The organism is Sphingomonas sp. LR59, assembly GCF_036855945.1.
Taxonomy (GTDB): Bacteria; Pseudomonadota; Alphaproteobacteria; order Sphingomonadales; family Sphingomonadaceae; genus Sphingomonas.
In genome coordinates this window covers 2,293,863-2,309,518 of sequence record NZ_JASPFL010000001.1, presented here as the reverse complement: position 1 = coordinate 2,309,518, position 15,656 = coordinate 2,293,863, and the positions used below count along the sequence as shown (strand labels likewise).

The window sequence follows — 15,656 nt, the reverse complement described above, 5'->3', positions numbered from 1 at the left end:
TGCACGGCCGCACGCGCTACCGGCTTGCCAAGGCGCTCACGTCACTGCGAGGCGTTCGGCAAAGGCCGGATCGCGCCAGGCTTCGGTGTCGAGAATGTCCCGCAGGATGTCGCCCGCGCGCCAGACGTCTTCGTGGCTGAGATACAAGGGCGTCAGGCCGAGGCGGAGGATGTCGGGATCGCGGAAGTCGCCGATCACCCCGCGCGCGATGAGCGCCTGCGTCAGTGCATAGGCTTCCGGGTGGCGGAAGCTGATGTGGCTGCCGCGTCTGGCGGAGTCTCGGGGGCTGACGCAGTCGAGGCCCAACGCGTCGCCGGCGGCGGCGAGGATGGCGAAGAGCTGTGCGCTCTTGGCGGCGACGGCGTGCTGGTCGATGTCGGCCCAGAGGTCGAGTGCGGTTTCCAGCGCGGCGGTCGAGAGCATCGCCGGGGTACCGGCGAGCCAGCGCTTCATGCCGGGCGCGGGGCGGTAGGCATCCTCGAACGCGAACGGCGCGGCATGGCCCATCCAGCCGGAGAGCGGGCTGGCGAACGAATCCTGCCAGCGCTTGGCGACGAAGAGGAACGCCGGCGCACCGGGGCCGCCGTTGAGGTATTTGTACGTGCAGCCGACCGCGAGATCGGCGTTCGCGCCGGTCAGGTCGATCGGGACGGCGCCGACGCTGTGGCTCAGATCCCAGAGCATGAGCGCGCCGGCATCGTGCGCGCGGGCGGTCCACTCGCGCATGTTGAAGCGGTCGCTGGTCTTGTAGTGGACATGTGTGAGCAGCAGCACCGCGGTGTCGTCGTCGAGCGCGGCGGCGAGATCTTCGCGCGCGACCACCTTGAGGCGCGCGCCGGGGACGCAGGCGACCGCGCCCTCGGCGATGTGGAGGTCGGTCGGGAAGTTGCCGGCTTCGCTGACTACGGTGTGGCGGTCGGGGTTGCTGCGCAATGCGGCGACCAGCGCCTTGAACAAATGCGTCGAGGTGGTGTCGCCGATGATCACCTCGTCCGTCGCTGCGCCGATCAGCGGGGCGATCTTGGCGCCGATCCGTTGCGGGGCGTCGATCCAGCCTTCGTTCCAGCTGCGGATGAGGCGGTCGCCCCATTGGCGGGTAGCGACATCGGCGAGTGCGGCGGGGGTCGCCTTGGGCAGCGCGCCGAGCGAATTGCCGTCAAGGTAGATCACGCCGTCGGGAAGCGCGAACCTGTCGCGGTAGGCGGCGAGCGGGTCGGTCGCGTCGAGCGCGCGGGCGTCTTCGAGGGTCACTTGGTCATTCCCAGGTCGGTAAGGATCAGACGCTTTGCTTCTGCCCAGGCGGGCGTTTCGGGGGCGATCAGTTCGACATGGCCGGTCGCGGGGATCGTGTGCAGCGTGGCGGTATCGCCGGCCGCGGTCGCCTTGGCGACATAGTCGGTGGCCATGACGAAGGGGATGATCCGGTCCTCGCGGCCGTTGATCAGGTCCTGCTTTACGCCGAGCGGGAGCAGGCGCGGGACCGACGTGTCGGGATAGATGTCGGGGTGCTGCGGCGTCGGCGTACCGACGAGCTGGGTAACGACCTCGGTGCCGCAGCCGTTTTCGGGGTTCGCCGCGGTGGCTTCGAGATCGGGGAGACCGCCGAGGCTGATGACATGATGGATGCGGAGCGGATGCGCGCTGTAGAGTGCGCTGGTCTTCGCAATCCGCTGGCGGGCGGCGAGCCAGAGTGCGAGGTGACCGCCCGCGGAATGGCCGATCGCGACGACGCGGCGTGTGTCGAGGTTGAACGTCTTCGCGTTTACGGTGAGTTGGTCGGCGGCTTTCGCAGCGTCCTGGAACGTGCCGGGATAGCCGCCACCACTCCGGTCGACGCCGCGATAGTCGATGTTCCACACCGCAACGCCGGCGTTGCGCAGGTCGTCGGCGACCCAGTTCATCAGGCTGCGATCGGCGATGCTGGTCGTCCAGCAGCCGCCATGGACCATCACCACCACCGGCAAGCGGCCTTTGCCGCCGGTCTTGCCCTTGGGGAGCCAGACGTCGACCTTCTGCATCTGGTCGGTTCCATAGGCGATCGTCGCGTCTGGCGTCGGCTTGGGGCGGGCGGTGAGCACGGACCAGGTAAGCAGGTCGGCGGCGGCGGGCATCGGCATCGTGGCCAATGGTAGCAGCAAGGCGGTGGCGAGGAATAGGCGCATCCGGCGACGCTAGCCGACCGTCATCGACCTGTCCCGTCCGTAGACGCCGCGTCGTAAATTTTGCCCCGAACCGGGCGAAAGTCGGCGTAGAGAAGATGTAGAAGTGATCTGCGGCCTCGCGGATCGAGCACGGGGTGCGCCTTGAAGATCCTGGTGTTGTCGAGCCTGTACCCGAATGCCGTGCAGCGGCGTCACGGGATCTTTATCGAGCACCGTGTCGGTCATGTCGCCCGGCCCGGCGACGAGGTTCGCGTGGTCGCGCCCGTGCCGTGGTTCCCGAGCGCCGATCCCCGGTTCGGGCGCTATGCCGAATTCGCGAACGCGCCGCATGCCGCGGTGCGCCGCGGCGTAACCGTGACCTACCCGCGCTATCCGGTGGTGCCGAAGATCGGCATGATCGCGGCGCCGTGGCTGATGGCGGCGGCGCTGTACCGGCACATCGCGCGGATCCGGCGTGAGTTCGATTTCGACGTGATCGATTCCTATTATCTGTATCCGGACGGCGTCGCGGCGAGCCTGCTTGCGCGGAAGTTCGATCGGCCGTTCGTGATGAGCGCGCTCGGCACCGATGTCAGCCTGATTCCGCACTACCGCGCCGAACGCGCGATGATCCTGGCGGCGATCGACCGGGCAAGCGCGACGACCGCGGTGGCGGCGGCGCTGCGCGACGAACTGATCGCGATCGGTGCGGCGCCCGGAAAAGTCTGTGTGGTCGAGCACGGGGTCGATCTCGTGCTGTTCTCGCCGCCTGCCGACCGCATGGCCTTGCGACGGCGGATGGGGATCACGGCGCCGACGGTGTTGTCGGTCGGGCATCTGATCGATCGCAAGGGGCATGACTTCGCGATCAGAGCGATCGCGACTTTGCCCGACGTGCGGTTGATGATCGCCGGCGACGGGCCGCGCGGGGGGCGTTGCGCGCGCTGGCGGCCAAGCTCGGCGTTGCGGGACGCGTGGATTTCCTCGGCCATGTCGACCAGCATCGATTGCCCGACCTGTACGGCGCGGCGGATCTGACCGCGAGCTGCTCCGACCGCGAGGGGATCGCCAACGTCCTGCTCGAGTCGCTTGCCTGCGGAACGCCTTTGGTGGCGACGCCGGTATGGGGTTCGCCCGAGGTGGTGCGCGTGCCAGAGGCTGGCGTGCTGACCGCGGATCGATCGGATGCGGCGATCGCCGAGGGGATCGCGCGGTTGCTCGCCGACCTGCCCGATCGGGGCGCGACGCGGACTTACGGCGAGCGCTACGACTGGCGCGAGACCGGGCGGCAGCACCGCGCGCTGCTTGCCGCGGCGATCGCCGGGCATGTCCCCAAGGCGCCACGAGAACAAAAGGTGACGATGACGCGCGGGATGCTTTGATCGTTACGCGCGCGGCTGCTATCGATGCGTGCAATGGCCAGCAGTGATTTCAAAGACCCCTTCGACAGCATCGTCGACGCCCCCTTCGATAGCGCGCTCAGCGAGCGGTATCTGGTCTATGCGTTGTCGACGATCACGGCGCGGTCGCTACCCGACGTCCGCGATGGGATGAAGCCGGTGCATCGGCGCCTGCTCTGGGCGATGCGGCTGCTGAAACTCGATCCCGCGCAGGGCTACAAGAAGTGCGCGCGGGTCGTCGGCGACGTGATCGGCAAATACCATCCGCATGGCGACCAGTCGGTCTACGACGCGATGGTGCGCTTGGCGCAGTCGTTCGCGATGCGCTATCCGTTGGTCGACGGGCAGGGCAATTTCGGCAACATCGACGGCGATAACGCGGCTGCTTACCGGTACACCGAGGCGCGGCTGACTCAGGTCGCGATCGACCTGATGGATGGGCTGGACGAGGACGCGGTTGCGTATCGTCCGACCTATAATGGCGAAGACCACGAGCCCGAGCTGTTCCCGGGGCTGTTCCCGAACCTGCTGGCGAACGGCGCGAGTGGGATCGCGGTCGGGATGGCGACGAGCATTCCGCCGCACAACGCCGCCGAGTTGCTGGAGGCGGCGATCGTGCTGATCGACCGGCCGGATGCAGACGACGCGGCGATCCTGGAGCATGTGAAGGGGCCGGACTTCCCGACCGGTGGACTTGTCGTCGATCCACCGGCCGTGATCCGCGAATCCTATGCGACCGGCCGGGGCGGGTTCCGCGTCCGCGCGCGCTGGGAGACCGAGCGCGAGAAGGGCGGCGGCTGGCAGTTGATCGTCACGGAGATCCCGTACGGCGTCCAGAAGGGCAAGCTGATCGAGCAGATCGCCGATCTGATCAATGCCAAGCGGCTGCCGATTCTCGCCGACGTGCGCGACGAATCGGATACCGAGATCCGGATCGTGCTCGAACCGCGCAGCCGCACGGTCGATCCGCAGATCCTGATGGACGGGCTGTTCCGTCTCACCGATCTCGAGACGCGGATCAGCCTCAACCTCAACGTGCTCGACAAGGATCGCACGCCGCGCGTGATGAGTTTGCGCGAGGCGCTGGCGGCGTGGGTGGATCACCAGTTTGTCGTGTTGCGTCGGCGGACCGAGCACCGGTTGAGCAAGATCGCCGACCGGGTCGAGCTGCTCGACGGCTATCTGATCGCGTACCTCAATCTCGACCGCGTGATCGAGATCATCCGGACCGAGGACGAGCCGAAGAAGGTGATGATCGCCGAGTTCGCGCTGACCGATCGCCAGGCCGAGGCGATCCTCAACATGCGGCTGCGGTCTCTGCGCCGTCTCGAAGAGTTCGAGATCAAGACCGAGCGCGACAAGCTCGACAAGGAGCAGGCGACGCTGGCCGCGTTGCTCGCCGATCCGAAGAAACAGCGCGCCCGGATGAAGCGCGACATGGCGAAGATCCGCGATCGCTATGGGTTGGAGACGGTGCTCGGCAAGCGGCGCACGACGATCGAGGAGGCCGCACCGACGCGCGACATCCCGCTGGAGGCGATGATCGAGCGCGAGCCGATCACGGTGATCCTGTCGCAGCGCGGCTGGATCCGGGCGATGCGTGGGCACAACGATCTCGCCAGCCCGGAGGCGCTGAAGTTCAAAGAGGGCGATGGCCCGGCGTTTGCGTTCCACGCGCAGACGACGGACAAGCTGCTGCTCGCGGCGGAGAACGGTCGGTTCTACACGCTGGCGGCGGACAAGCTGCCGGGTGGGCGCGGGTTTGGCGAGCCGGTGCGCGCGATGATCGACCTCGACGGCAGCGTCGGGATCGTCGCGCTGCTACCCGCGAGCCGGCATCCGAAACTGCTGATCGTCGCAACCGATGGGCGTGGCTTCTCGGTGAGCAGCGCCGACGTGATCGCCGAGACGCGCAAGGGCAAGACGGTGATGACGCCGCGGCCGGGCGCGCAGTTGAAGATCGTCCGGCCGATCGGGCCGACCGACGATTACGTCGCGGCGATCGGCGACAACCGGAAGATGCTGGTGTTCCCGCTCGCCGAACTGGTCGAGATGACGCGCGGGCAGGGGCTCCAGTTGCAGCGCTACCGCGATGGCGGGCTGGCGGACGCGATCACCTTCACCTTTGCCGAGGGTTTGAGCTGGGCGATGGGCGGCGGGAGCGGGCGGCAAAGAACCGAATCGGACTTGGGGCCGTGGCGTGCGGCGCGCGGTGCGGCGGGAAGAATGCCACCGACGGGCTTCCCTCGCGACAATCGTTTTGGCTGATCCAGCGGATAGCGCGCTGTAGAATCGTGCGATTGGCTAAAACTGACAGATAACCGGTCTATTCGGTTCCTTCAGGACGTCTTAACGAAGGTCGGCTAGGCAGGGGCATGGCATCGATGGCCCCGGAAGCGATAGCGCAGAACATTGTTGCGACCGACCTGGTCGCACGGGCGCTTGAACTCATCCCCATTCCCGCGGCGCATCTCGTGCTGACCGGAGGCCAGTTCGAGCTGTTCGCAATGAATCGTGCGTACCGGCTCGCGGGCCTCGGTGTCGTGGCGGAACGGTCGCCGATGATCGTCGACCTTGCGCCGCGTATCGTCGCCTTTCTCGAATCCCAGCTGATCCGGACGGATTTCGAATGGGTGCTCGGCGACGCGATCGACTGTCGCTATTACCGCGTGACGATCGCCCGTTCGTTCGCCGCATTCCGCGACCGCTGCACGATCAGCTTCGTCGACCAGACGTCGCAGGTTCAGACCGAGCGCAGCCTCCGGCGCGAAATGACCACCGACAGCCTGACCGGGCTGCCCAACCGCGAAGGGTTCGAGGACCTGATCGAGGGGGGCGAGGATCGTAGCGCCAATGCCGTCCTCGCGATCGATATCGACCGGTTCGGGCGATTGAATTCGTGCCTCGGTTCGCTGGCGGGCGACGAATTGCTGATCACCGTGGCGCGGCGGATCAAGGGCGCGCTCCGCGCAGGCGATACGCTGGCACGGATCGGCGGCGACCAGTTCGGCATCCTGATGGCGCTCGACGGCAATCGCGGCGAGGCCCATGCGCTGGCCGAGCGGATTCAGCGCACGCTGACGGCACCATTCCGCCTGACCGATTACGAGATCAGCGTCGAATGCTCGGTCGGGATCGCCTATGGCGCCGACGAAGCCGAGGACGTCGCGGAACTGATCCGGCACGCGCAGTTCGCCGTGAAGCGCGCCAAGGCCAGCGGCCGCGCCGAAAGTTACCTGCCGCAGGACCTTGCGATCGCACGCGCGCAGTTCAGCATGGAGACCGCACTGCGGCGCGCCATCGCGAACCGCGAGTTGCGGCTGGCGTATCAACCGATCTGCGATCTCGCGACCGGGCGGATCGTATCGTTCGAGGCGCTGGCACGCTGGACTGACCTCGACGGCCACGTGCATTGTCCGACGGATTTCATCCCGGTGGCAGAGGAATCGGGGTTGATCGTTCCGCTCGGACGCTGGGCGATCGACGAGGCGGCGCAGACGTTGGCGCGCTGGGATGAACGTTTCGGGGGGCATTGCGGCGTCAAGGTCGCGGTCAACCTGTCCGCAATCCAGCTGCAGCGCGACGACATTGCTCCGGTCTTGAGCGCTGCGTTGGACTCGACCGGCCTGACCGGTGACCGGTTCACGCTGGAACTGACGGAAAGCGCGATCGTGTCCGATCCCGACCGGATCGCGGGGACGATGCACGCGCTGAAGGCGCTCGGTACGACGCTGGCGATGGACGATTTCGGGACCGGCTATTCGAACCTGGCGTATCTCCAGAAATTGCCGATCGACGTGTTGAAGATCGACCGGAGCTTCGTGACGGGGATGCTCGCGGACCGCGACAAGGTGTCGATCGTCCGCGCGATCCTGAGCTTGGCGCAGGCGCTCGGGATGAAGACGACCGCCGAGGGGATCGAGACCAACGAACTCGCGCAGACCCTGGCGGCGCTGGGGTGTACGTTTGGGCAGGGATATTTCTATGCGAAGCCGCTTGAGGCGGATGCGGCGTTTGCGATGATTGCGCCGTAGAGTTGGAGGTGCGCATCGATCGGCTTTGTTCTGAGCGCCGCCAACGCAGCTGCCACTGTCATGCCCGTGGCGCGCTCTAGTCCAACCGCTACCGTCGTTTCAACGGCTACCGTCGTCCCGACAGCTCACCGTCCGAGCAGCACCTGCCGTCCCGACAGTCCACCGTCCCGACAGCCGGACATCCCAACCGCGCCCGTCATCCCAGCGAAAGCTGGGATCTCCTCGTGGAGCGTCCAGCACGCGCCAACCGGGATACCCCAGCTTTCGCTGGGGTGACGGTCGAGGGGCGGGCGAGTCCGAAGGGGCAGGCGAGTCCCACGGGTCGGGCGAGTCCGACGAGGCGGGCGAGTCCGGCGGCGCGGGGGTCTGACGGGATGGGCAGAACTGAGGGGACGGGCGGGGCGCTGCGGTGAAGCGGGCGGAATACTTGGTCCACATTCCGACGATCCTCCCCCGGCAGGGGGAGGATTGCAGATCGGGCAGGTCTGCCGCGCTAGTTCAGCGTTTCGGCGACCATTTCGTCGGCGATCACGGCGACCCGTGCCGCGTCGGGGAAGCCTTCGACGATCCACTGTGTCTCGACCCTGCGCAGCATCGCCGCGACATCCGGACCCTTGCGCAGGCCGCGTTCGACCAGGGCACCGCCCGAGAACGGGAATGCGGGTGGTGTCCAGTCCTTGATCGCGGCCACGTTGTCGCCCGCGATCAGTAGCCGATCGATCGCGCCGGCCGTGCCTGCGCGATAGGCGAGCGCCTGGGGGCCCTCCTCGCCGGGGCCGGCGGTGGCGGCGATCAGGCGTTTGCGGTCGGTGTTCGATAGCTTCAGCCGCGCGCCGACGGCTTCGGCCGCCGCGGGCGCGATCGTCATGGCGAGGCGGCGGATCGGGTCGGGGGCGATCCCAGCCGCGGCTTCGCGGTCGGCTAGGAGGGCGAGACGTTCGACTCCGGCGGCATCGATCTCGGGGAGGACGGCGCGGAAAATGCCGCGCTCTACCATCAGCGCGACGACCGGCACGGCATTGGCGGCGACCAGCAATTTCAGCACTTCGCTCGCGATGCGTTCGCGGGAGAGCGCCATCAGGTCGTTCGCGCGCTTCGTGCAAGCATCCAGCCCGGCTTGGTCGATCACGGTGCCGAAGCGCGCGTGGAACCGGAAGAAGCGGAGGATGCGGAGGTGATCCTCGGCGATCCGCTGCAACGGGTCGCCGATGAAGCGCACGCGTCGTGCCGCGAGATCGTCGAGCCCGCCGAAATAATCGAAGATCTCGCCGGTCGCGGGATCGGCGTAGAGCGCGTTCATCGTGAAGTCGCGCCGCGCCGCGTCTTCGCGCCAGTCGTCGGTATAGGCTATGATCGCGTGGCGACCGTCGGTCGAGACGTCGCGGCGCAGCGTCGTCACCTCGACCGGCCCGGCGGCGGTGACCGCGGTGATCGTACCGTGCGCGAGTCCGGTCGGGACCGCCTTGATCCGCGCGTCCTGGAGACGCTCGATCACCTCCTGCGGGGGCAGGCGGGTGGCGATGTCGACATCGGCGACGTCGATCCCGAGCAGCGTATCGCGCACGGCGCCGCCGACGAAGCGCGACTCGCCCTCTGCCGCACCCAGAACCTTGGTCAGTGCTGCAAGGCCGTCACGGTCGCGCCACGGCGCGGACGGGAGGATCAAGACCACCTCAGGCGGCGGGCGAGGTTGACGATCATCGCCGCGGTCGCACCCCAGATGCGGCGCTCGTTCCACATGATCTCGTAATAATGCCGGTCATGGCCCTGCCATTCGAGCGTCGCCTCGACATGGTTCGCCTCGTCGAGAAGGAACGCGAGCGGGACTTCGAAGACGCTGGCGACCTCCGCCTCGCTCGGCGTGAAGATCAGGTCCGGCGGGATGATGCCGATGACGGGCGTTACCTGGAAGCCGGTGACGGTGCGGTAGCTGTCGGCCTCGCCGATCACCTGCACCCTGTCGCGGGGGAGTGCGATTTCCTCCTCCGCCTCGCGCAGCGCGGCGGTGACGACGTCCTCGCCGGGATCGATCCGGCCGCCGGGGAATGCGATCTGGCCGGGATGGCGGCTCATCGTGTCGGTGCGCTGCGTCAGGATCACGCCGGGATCGGCGCGATCGGTGACCGCGATCAGCACCGCCGCGGGGAGCAGCGTGTCGGCGGCGGTGAGATCGCCGTCATGCTGGTCGCCGGTGAGCAGAATCATGTGCGATCCGGCGCCCTTGGCCAGTGCCGCCGCCAACCGTTCCGTCAGGCTCATGCGGCGGGCTCCAGCGGAAAGAACGCGCCATCGCTCCACAGACCGGCGGGCGTTTCCCCATCGGCGATCGCGCGCTCGGCGAGGTCGTAATAGACCGAGCGGACCACCAGCGCCTCCATCCCACCGCGGACGGCGAGGTAGGGTCGCGGGCCGCCATCGCCATCGGCTGTATCCTCGACGAAGCGCAACGGATGCTCGGGGCCTGCGGTGACGAGGTCGCCGGTGTTGAGCCGGAAGGCGAGCTTCGAGTCCCGACCGCTGCCCTCGGCCTTCATTTCGACCGCGATGAACGGCGCGTCCTCGACCTCGATATCGAGCTTTTCGACCGGGGTGACGAGGACGTGGCTGCCATCGGCCTCACGACGCAGGATCGTCGAGAACAGCCGGACCATCGCCGGACGCCCGATCGGCGAGCCCTGATGATACCAGGTGCCGTCACGCGCGATCCGCATCTCGCTGTCGCCGCAGTGCGTCGGGTTCCATTTCTCGACTGGCGGCAATTTGGCCTCTTCGACGAGCTTGGCGATCTCGGCGAGGCTGAGCGAGGCGATATCGGGAATGGGATCCATGGGCATGGCGGCGGACTAGGCGGGCAGGGGGCCGAGGTAAAGCGGCGCCTTATGCGGATGCGGTGACCGGCAAGCGGGGCCCCAGCATGCCGGTAGCGTCCGGCACCGCATCGCCGCGCGCGAGCAGGCGGTGACGTTCGACCGGACCGGGTGCGTTCCAGCGTGCGGTACGCTCGGCGGTGAAGCCGAAGAAGCGGCCATAATAGTCGGGATCGCCGATCAGCATCAGCGCATCGTCGAGGCCGGTGGCGGCTGCGGCGTTGAGCGCGCGCGCCATCAACCGCCGGCCGATACCGTCGCCCTGATGCGTCGGCTCGACCGCGACCGGGCCGACCATGACGAGCGGGATCTGGTTGGAATCGTCGACCAGCGCGATCGGCCAGCACTGGATCGAGCCGACCAGCACGCCGTCCTCGAGCGCGGCGAAGCTAAGCGCGGCGATCGCCTTGCCGGCACCGCGGATCGTGTAGGCGGTGCGCGCGAACCGATCGGGCCCGAACGCGCGGTCGAGCAGGAACTCGACCGCGGTCGAGTCGATGCTGTCGAGGGGGACGAGAGTGATCACCGGCATCTCCTGCCCCTAGTGCGTCCGAGCATGGACGGCACCTGGTCGGTGGGGCAGCGCGCTTTAGCCTTGGCGAGGCTGAACGCAAGGATAACCGGCCGTCGGCGATCACGCCTGGCCGGACGGAGGGGAGGGCAGGCACCACCGGTTATTGCCGTCTCCCTCTCCGACGCGTTCGGCGCCACCTCCCCCTGGCGGGGGAGGATTGGTGGATCGGCCTTCGCACGAGGCTTCGAAGAGCCGACTTTCATCTCGGCGTGCGTCTGCTAGAGGCGCGGCGATGGAAGACAGTCTTCAACTCGAAGTCCACGATCTCGAAGTGCAGGTCCTGACCGGCATCTATTCGGAGGAGACTCACCTGCCGCAGCCGCTGCGGATTTCGCTCACCGTGGATATGGTGTGCCCCAAGCGGTTCGACCCGGACACGCCGTTGTCCGCCTCGAAGAATTACCTCGATCTCAAGAACGCGGCGACCACCGCGCTGCCGGTCGGCGTGCACTTCACGCTGATCGAGGGTGTTGCGGATCACATCTGCGAGACGCTGTTCCTGCAGGATTCGCGGGTGCTGCGCGTGCAGGTGAAGATCGTGAAGCTGGCGATCGCCGAGGCGGACGAGGCGATCGGCGTGACGCTCGTCCGCCATCGCCGCTGACGCCATGCGGCTGATGCTGGAGCCGGGCGACGATGTCGCCGCGTTGGTGCGGGGGGCGATTGGCGACTCGCGAGTCGTGGCGATTGCCGCGACGCTGGACGTGCTGGCGCAGGCGCAGGCGCGGGCAGCGATCGGGCCGCTGGCGATCGAACTGGCGCCTGCGACTCGGGTCAATGCGGTGGTGCAGACCGCGGGGGCCGAGCCCGCCGATGTGGATGCCGCGGTCGCTTTTCTCGAAGCGGCACGGTCCACCACCGGGCAAGTGATCGAGATCCGTCAGCGCTGATCCAGAATGATCCTCCCCGTGCGGGGAGGATCATGGGGGCGTCTAGATCTTCCGCGTGCGACCGCATGGGCCTAGCGCGGCCAGCACGTAGGCGTAGTCTTCTCGCGCGATCGTCGCATCGGCGGCCTCGAGCGACGTGGTGCTCCGCTCGGGCAGGGTCGGCGGCAACGCGCACGCCATCCGGTACCACAGCAGAGTCTCGGGCGCGGGGGGCCGCCGACTCGTCGACGATCTCGCTCAGTGCAACGGCCCAGTGTGGCTGCTCGCCGGGGCGGCGCAGGATCGAGAGCGACACCGGACGCTGATCCGCGGTTGTCAGGAAAATCTGTGTCTCGCCCTCGCCGGGCAGCGCGCCGGCGACGTGGAAGGCATTGCCAACCCCGGTGATGACCGGCGGTGCATCGCTCGCCAACGCGTCTTTGGCGATCCGTCGTGCGCGCGCATCCGATGCGGGCGTCCAATCGAGTTGCGCGTCGGGCGCGACCAGCTGGACCTGGTTGACCGCTCCCGCCACCGGTCGTGCGAAGATCAGCACGCGCGCCTTCTTGAACTTGGGCACGCGGCCCGCCGAATCGGGCATGACGTCAAGCAGATATCCGATTCGTGGCGGCAACCCGTCCGCCCCCCGAACCAGCGCGGTGACGTCCACCTCGACATATAGTCGGACAAGCCCCGGGGCGAGATTGGGCGCTTCGGCCGCTTTTATCTTACTTGTCGATCGCACCGTTGCATCGGCGATGATCGGCGCGGACAAAACGAGGTCAGCGATGTCGGCATACCCGATGCCGCCGGCAGGATCCTGTTGCATCGCAGCACCCGAAACGGCGTCGTTACTGGCGGAAACCTGCGGCGCTACGGGCGCTTGCGCGGCGCGGACGGGGAGCGCGACGAGCGCCAGCGAGAGGGCCGAAGCCGTAACGGGAAACAGTGGATTCATGCCCGCAAGCTACGCGACCGTGCCTGAACGATACAGAAATAATTCTGCCATCTTGCGATTGTACGTTTGTTGCGTCTGACAAAGCGTTTGCGTGTCGCATGACGTGGCGATAGGACTTGGCGACTGCCCCGTGGTTATTCCGGCCAACGGCAGACGTATGCGTCGCGTATTCAGTACGAACCATGCGTACGGAGCAGGCAGATTAAGGGAGTGTCGTTTCTGAATGGCCTATACTGACCAGAAGATGTCCGGAGGCAAAATCGTCGCGATCGTGATCGTCGCGCTGATTCATGCGGCCTTGGGCTACGCTTTCGTCACGGGCCTCGCGTACCAGTACGTGAAAAAGGCCCAAGAAAAGATGACGACGTTCGACGTGGAGCCGCCGCCGCCGCCGCCTCCGCCCGACGAGCCCCCGCCGCCGCCGCCTGACCAGCCAAACCTGCCGCCGCCGCCGACTACGGTCGTCACGCCGCCGCCGGTGGTTGTCACGCCTCAGCCCGCGCCTGCCATGCAGACGTCGAACATCATCCCGCTCAGCCAGCCGACGGCTCCGCCAGCGCCTCCAGCGCCGCCGGCACCGCCAGCAGCGCCGCCAGCGCCCAGGGTGTCGCAGGCTGCCGGTCTGAAGGGTAATCCGGCGCAGTATTTCGGTGCGGATAACTATCCGCCATCGGCACAGCGTGAGGGTGCGCAGGGTCGCGTGTCCGCGAAGCTGACGATCGGTACGGATGGTCGCGTGACCGGCTGTACGGTGTCGTCGGGCAGCGGCAACACGACGCTCGACGACGCGACGTGCCGCATCTCCAAGGCAAGGGTGCGCTTCACCCCGGCCAAGGACGAGAACGGCAATCCGATCGCCTCGTCGTACCAGTTGAACGTCCGGTGGGTCCTTCCAGAGGATTGATCCCACCTACCCTAACCGCACCAGATAAAATTCAGTCAGAGGACTAAACCGATCATGATCACCACCATTCTTGCAGCGGCAGCGCCCGCCGCAGCCGACGCCAACCCGTACGGCCTGCAAGCCGCACTCCGCGAAGGCGGTCTGATCTCGCAGACCGTGTTCGGCATTCTCGTGCTGATGTCGGTCGTCTCGTTCTACATCCTGTTCTCGAAGCTGTTCGAGCAGCAGAAGATCATCGGCCAGGGCAAGCGCGTCCGTCAGGCGTTCTGGTCGTCGAACAGCCTTCGCGAAGGTTCGGCCAAGCTCGAGAAGAACTCGGCCTACAAGCAGATCGTCGACGACGGTCTCGCCGCTCAGGAGCAGCATTCGAAGCTGACCGATCCGGTCGAGGCGCATGACTGGCTGCACGGTTCGCTGGCGCGTTCGGAAGCCGCGATCAACTCGAAGCTGGGTGGCGGTCTCGCCTTCCTCGCGACGGTCGGTTCGGTTTCGCCGTTCATCGGTCTGTTCGGTACGGTTATCGGCATCTACCGCGCACTGGTTAAGATCGGCGCATCGGGTCAGGCATCGATCGACAAGGTCGCGGGGCCGGTCGGTGAAGCTCTGATCATGACCGCTCTGGGTCTGGTCGTCGCGGTTCCTGCCGTGTTGTCGTACAACTGGCTGCAGCGCCGCAACAAGTCGATCGCAGAGGACCTGTCGGCCTTCTCGAACGACGTGCTCGGCTTCCTCGCTTCGAACGGTGCCGTCCGTCCGTCGATCGCCGGTACCGCAAAGCCGGTCACGAAGCCTGCCACGACGACCACGACCGCCGGCCAGACCGGTGGCGTACCGCGCGCCAACTAAGACGTGCAAAAGGCGGGGCCTGCTGTCCGCAGCGGCCCCGCTTCATTGCCGCCGGCGGTTCCGGTGGCGATTATATGGATAGGATAGTTCGCACATGGCGATGAGTGTTGGTGGCGATTCCACCGAGAGTTCGATATCGGACATCAATACGACGCCGCTGGTCGACGTCATGCTCGTGCTCCTGATCATCTTCCTGGTGACGACGACCGTCGCGGTCCAGGCAGTGCAGCTGAAGCTGCCGGATGTTCGGTTCGATCCGACGATGACCAAGCCCGAGAACGTCTCGCTGTCGGTGACGTCGGCCAATAACCAGTGCCAGGTGTACTGGGGTCTTTCGCCGGTCACGCACGAAGAGCTGTTGCAGCGCGCCGTCGACAAGCTGAAGGCGGAGATCGCACGTCAGGGCGGTGTCAACGCGGCTGGTCTCGAATTGCCCGAGGCGCACATCCGCGGCGACGTGAACGCACCGTATCGCTGCATCGGCGCGACGATCTACACGATGCAGCAGGCCGGGTTCGCCCGCGTCGGCTTCATCTCCGAACCGCCTCCAGGCGGCACCACCGAACGTTGATGCCGAACGCTGAAGGTTGCTCGGACGTATTTAGGAGTAGTATAAGATGGCAATGAGCGGCGGCAAAGAAGATGGCGCGCCGATGATGGAAATGAACATGACGCCGTTGATCGACGTCCTGCTCGTTCTCCTCATCATGTTCATCATCACGATCCCCATTCAGACGCACGCCGTGAAGGTCGACCTTCCGGTCAACAGCAAGAACCAGCCGCAGAACCCGGTCGATCCGCAGAAGAACAAGATCACAATCGATCCCGCCGGTGTCGTCGCGTGGAACGGTTCGCCGGTCGACGAAGTCACGCTGCGCCAGTATCTGGATCAGTCCGCTGGCATGACGCCCGAGCCCGAACTCCACTTCCAGCCCGATCCGCAGTCGAAGTATGAAGTGGTCGATCGCACGCTGGCCGTTATCAAGCGGTCGTCGATCACCAAGCTCGGCTTCATCGGCAACGAGCAGTATCGCAACGACTTCTAAGTCGACTCGCGTACCTA

The 15,656-nt window shown here is 66.5% G+C and carries 18 protein-coding genes; 11 read left to right on the top strand and 7 right to left on the bottom strand.

From position 1 onward, the window contains the following. Positions 1–36: 36 nt before the first annotated feature. A complete protein-coding gene (gene kynU, locus QP164_RS10700; protein WP_333923106.1) occupies positions 37–1,251 on the bottom strand; it encodes a kynureninase in 1,215 nt (404 codons plus the stop codon). After that, complete coding sequence (locus tag QP164_RS10695; RefSeq protein WP_333923105.1) at positions 1,248–2,162, bottom strand: alpha/beta hydrolase family protein; 915 nt, start codon at positions 2,160–2,162, stop codon at positions 1,248–1,250. The genes kynU and QP164_RS10695 overlap by 4 nt, the downstream gene beginning before the upstream one ends. Before the next feature lie 141 nt (positions 2,163–2,303). Here QP164_RS10695 and QP164_RS10690 point away from each other — a divergent pair, with 141 nt between their 5' ends. From QP164_RS10690 to QP164_RS10675, 4 genes are all read left to right on the top strand, one after another. Next, the gene (locus tag QP164_RS10690) at positions 2,304–3,179 is read left to right on the top strand and encodes a glycosyltransferase (RefSeq protein ID WP_333923104.1); all 876 of its coding nucleotides are present in this window, start codon (positions 2,304–2,306) and stop codon (positions 3,177–3,179) included. Further along, positions 3,116–3,523, top strand: a complete 408-nt coding sequence (locus QP164_RS10685) for a glycosyltransferase (protein WP_333923103.1) — start codon at positions 3,116–3,118, stop codon at positions 3,521–3,523. Before QP164_RS10690 ends, QP164_RS10685 begins: the two co-directional genes overlap by 64 nt. A gap of 33 nt (positions 3,524–3,556) precedes the next feature. Next, a complete protein-coding gene (gene parC, locus QP164_RS10680) occupies positions 3,557–5,809 on the top strand; it encodes a DNA topoisomerase IV subunit A (RefSeq protein WP_333923102.1) in 2,253 nt (750 codons plus the stop codon). 107 nt (positions 5,810–5,916) lie between these two features. Next, positions 5,917–7,575, top strand: a complete 1,659-nt coding sequence (locus tag QP164_RS10675) for a putative bifunctional diguanylate cyclase/phosphodiesterase (protein ID WP_277983163.1) — start codon at positions 5,917–5,919, stop codon at positions 7,573–7,575. Positions 7,576–8,068: 493 nt separating this feature from the next. Here QP164_RS10675 and QP164_RS10670 read toward each other — a convergent pair whose 3' ends face one another. Genes QP164_RS10670 through QP164_RS10655 form a run of 4 tightly spaced genes read right to left on the bottom strand, consistent with a single transcriptional unit; the run spans position 8,069 to position 10,968 of the window. Further along, on the bottom strand, positions 8,069–9,247 hold the full coding sequence (locus tag QP164_RS10670) for a CCA tRNA nucleotidyltransferase (protein ID WP_443027433.1): 1,179 nt from the start codon (positions 9,245–9,247) through the stop codon (positions 8,069–8,071). Then, positions 9,238–9,834, bottom strand: coding sequence for a CoA pyrophosphatase (locus tag QP164_RS10665; protein WP_132735565.1), 597 nt, complete (start codon positions 9,832–9,834; stop codon positions 9,238–9,240). Before QP164_RS10665 ends, QP164_RS10670 begins: the two co-directional genes overlap by 10 nt. Further along, a complete protein-coding gene (locus QP164_RS10660; RefSeq protein ID WP_132895303.1) occupies positions 9,831–10,409 on the bottom strand; it encodes a DUF1285 domain-containing protein in 579 nt (192 codons plus the stop codon). Before QP164_RS10660 ends, QP164_RS10665 begins: the two co-directional genes overlap by 4 nt. Before the next feature lie 43 nt (positions 10,410–10,452). Continuing rightward, positions 10,453–10,968 carry a GNAT family N-acetyltransferase gene (locus tag QP164_RS10655; protein WP_132895804.1) on the bottom strand — a complete coding sequence of 172 codons (516 nt, stop codon included), beginning with the start codon at positions 10,966–10,968 and terminating at the stop codon, positions 10,453–10,455. 280 nt (positions 10,969–11,248) lie between these two features. Between QP164_RS10655 and QP164_RS10650 the strand changes: the two genes are divergently transcribed. Both QP164_RS10650 and QP164_RS10645 read left to right on the top strand, forming a co-directional pair. Continuing rightward, positions 11,249–11,620 (top strand): dihydroneopterin aldolase, encoded by a 372-nt coding sequence (locus QP164_RS10650; protein ID WP_132895302.1) that lies wholly within the window; start codon positions 11,249–11,251, stop codon positions 11,618–11,620. Between the two features lie 4 nt (positions 11,621–11,624). Continuing rightward, complete coding sequence (locus QP164_RS10645; RefSeq protein ID WP_132895301.1) at positions 11,625–11,906, top strand: Rossmann fold domain-containing protein; 282 nt, start codon at positions 11,625–11,627, stop codon at positions 11,904–11,906. 42 nt (positions 11,907–11,948) lie between these two features. On the opposite strand, the gene QP164_RS10640 is transcribed toward QP164_RS10645, so the two are convergent. Then, on the bottom strand, positions 11,949–12,074 hold the full coding sequence (locus QP164_RS10640; RefSeq protein WP_333923100.1) for a hypothetical protein: 126 nt from the start codon (positions 12,072–12,074) through the stop codon (positions 11,949–11,951). Positions 12,075–12,159: 85 nt separating this feature from the next. Between QP164_RS10640 and QP164_RS10635 the strand changes: the two genes are divergently transcribed. The 5 genes from QP164_RS10635 (at position 12,160) to QP164_RS10615 (ending at position 15,639) form a co-directional block, all read left to right on the top strand. Then, positions 12,160–12,567 (top strand): hypothetical protein, encoded by a 408-nt coding sequence (locus QP164_RS10635; protein WP_333923099.1) that lies wholly within the window; start codon positions 12,160–12,162, stop codon positions 12,565–12,567. A 499-nt stretch (positions 12,568–13,066) separates the two neighbouring features. After that, positions 13,067–13,747 (top strand): energy transducer TonB, encoded by a 681-nt coding sequence (locus QP164_RS10630; RefSeq protein ID WP_132735548.1) that lies wholly within the window; start codon positions 13,067–13,069, stop codon positions 13,745–13,747. A gap of 54 nt (positions 13,748–13,801) precedes the next feature. Further along, positions 13,802–14,593, top strand: a complete 792-nt coding sequence (locus QP164_RS10625; RefSeq protein WP_333923098.1) for a MotA/TolQ/ExbB proton channel family protein — start codon at positions 13,802–13,804, stop codon at positions 14,591–14,593. 94 nt (positions 14,594–14,687) lie between these two features. After that, positions 14,688–15,164, top strand: coding sequence for an ExbD/TolR family protein (locus QP164_RS10620; RefSeq protein WP_132735542.1), 477 nt, complete (start codon positions 14,688–14,690; stop codon positions 15,162–15,164). Positions 15,165–15,210: 46 nt separating this feature from the next. Further along, the gene (locus tag QP164_RS10615) at positions 15,211–15,639 is read left to right on the top strand and encodes an ExbD/TolR family protein (RefSeq protein ID WP_165886455.1); all 429 of its coding nucleotides are present in this window, start codon (positions 15,211–15,213) and stop codon (positions 15,637–15,639) included. Positions 15,640–15,656: the final 17 nt, after the last annotated feature.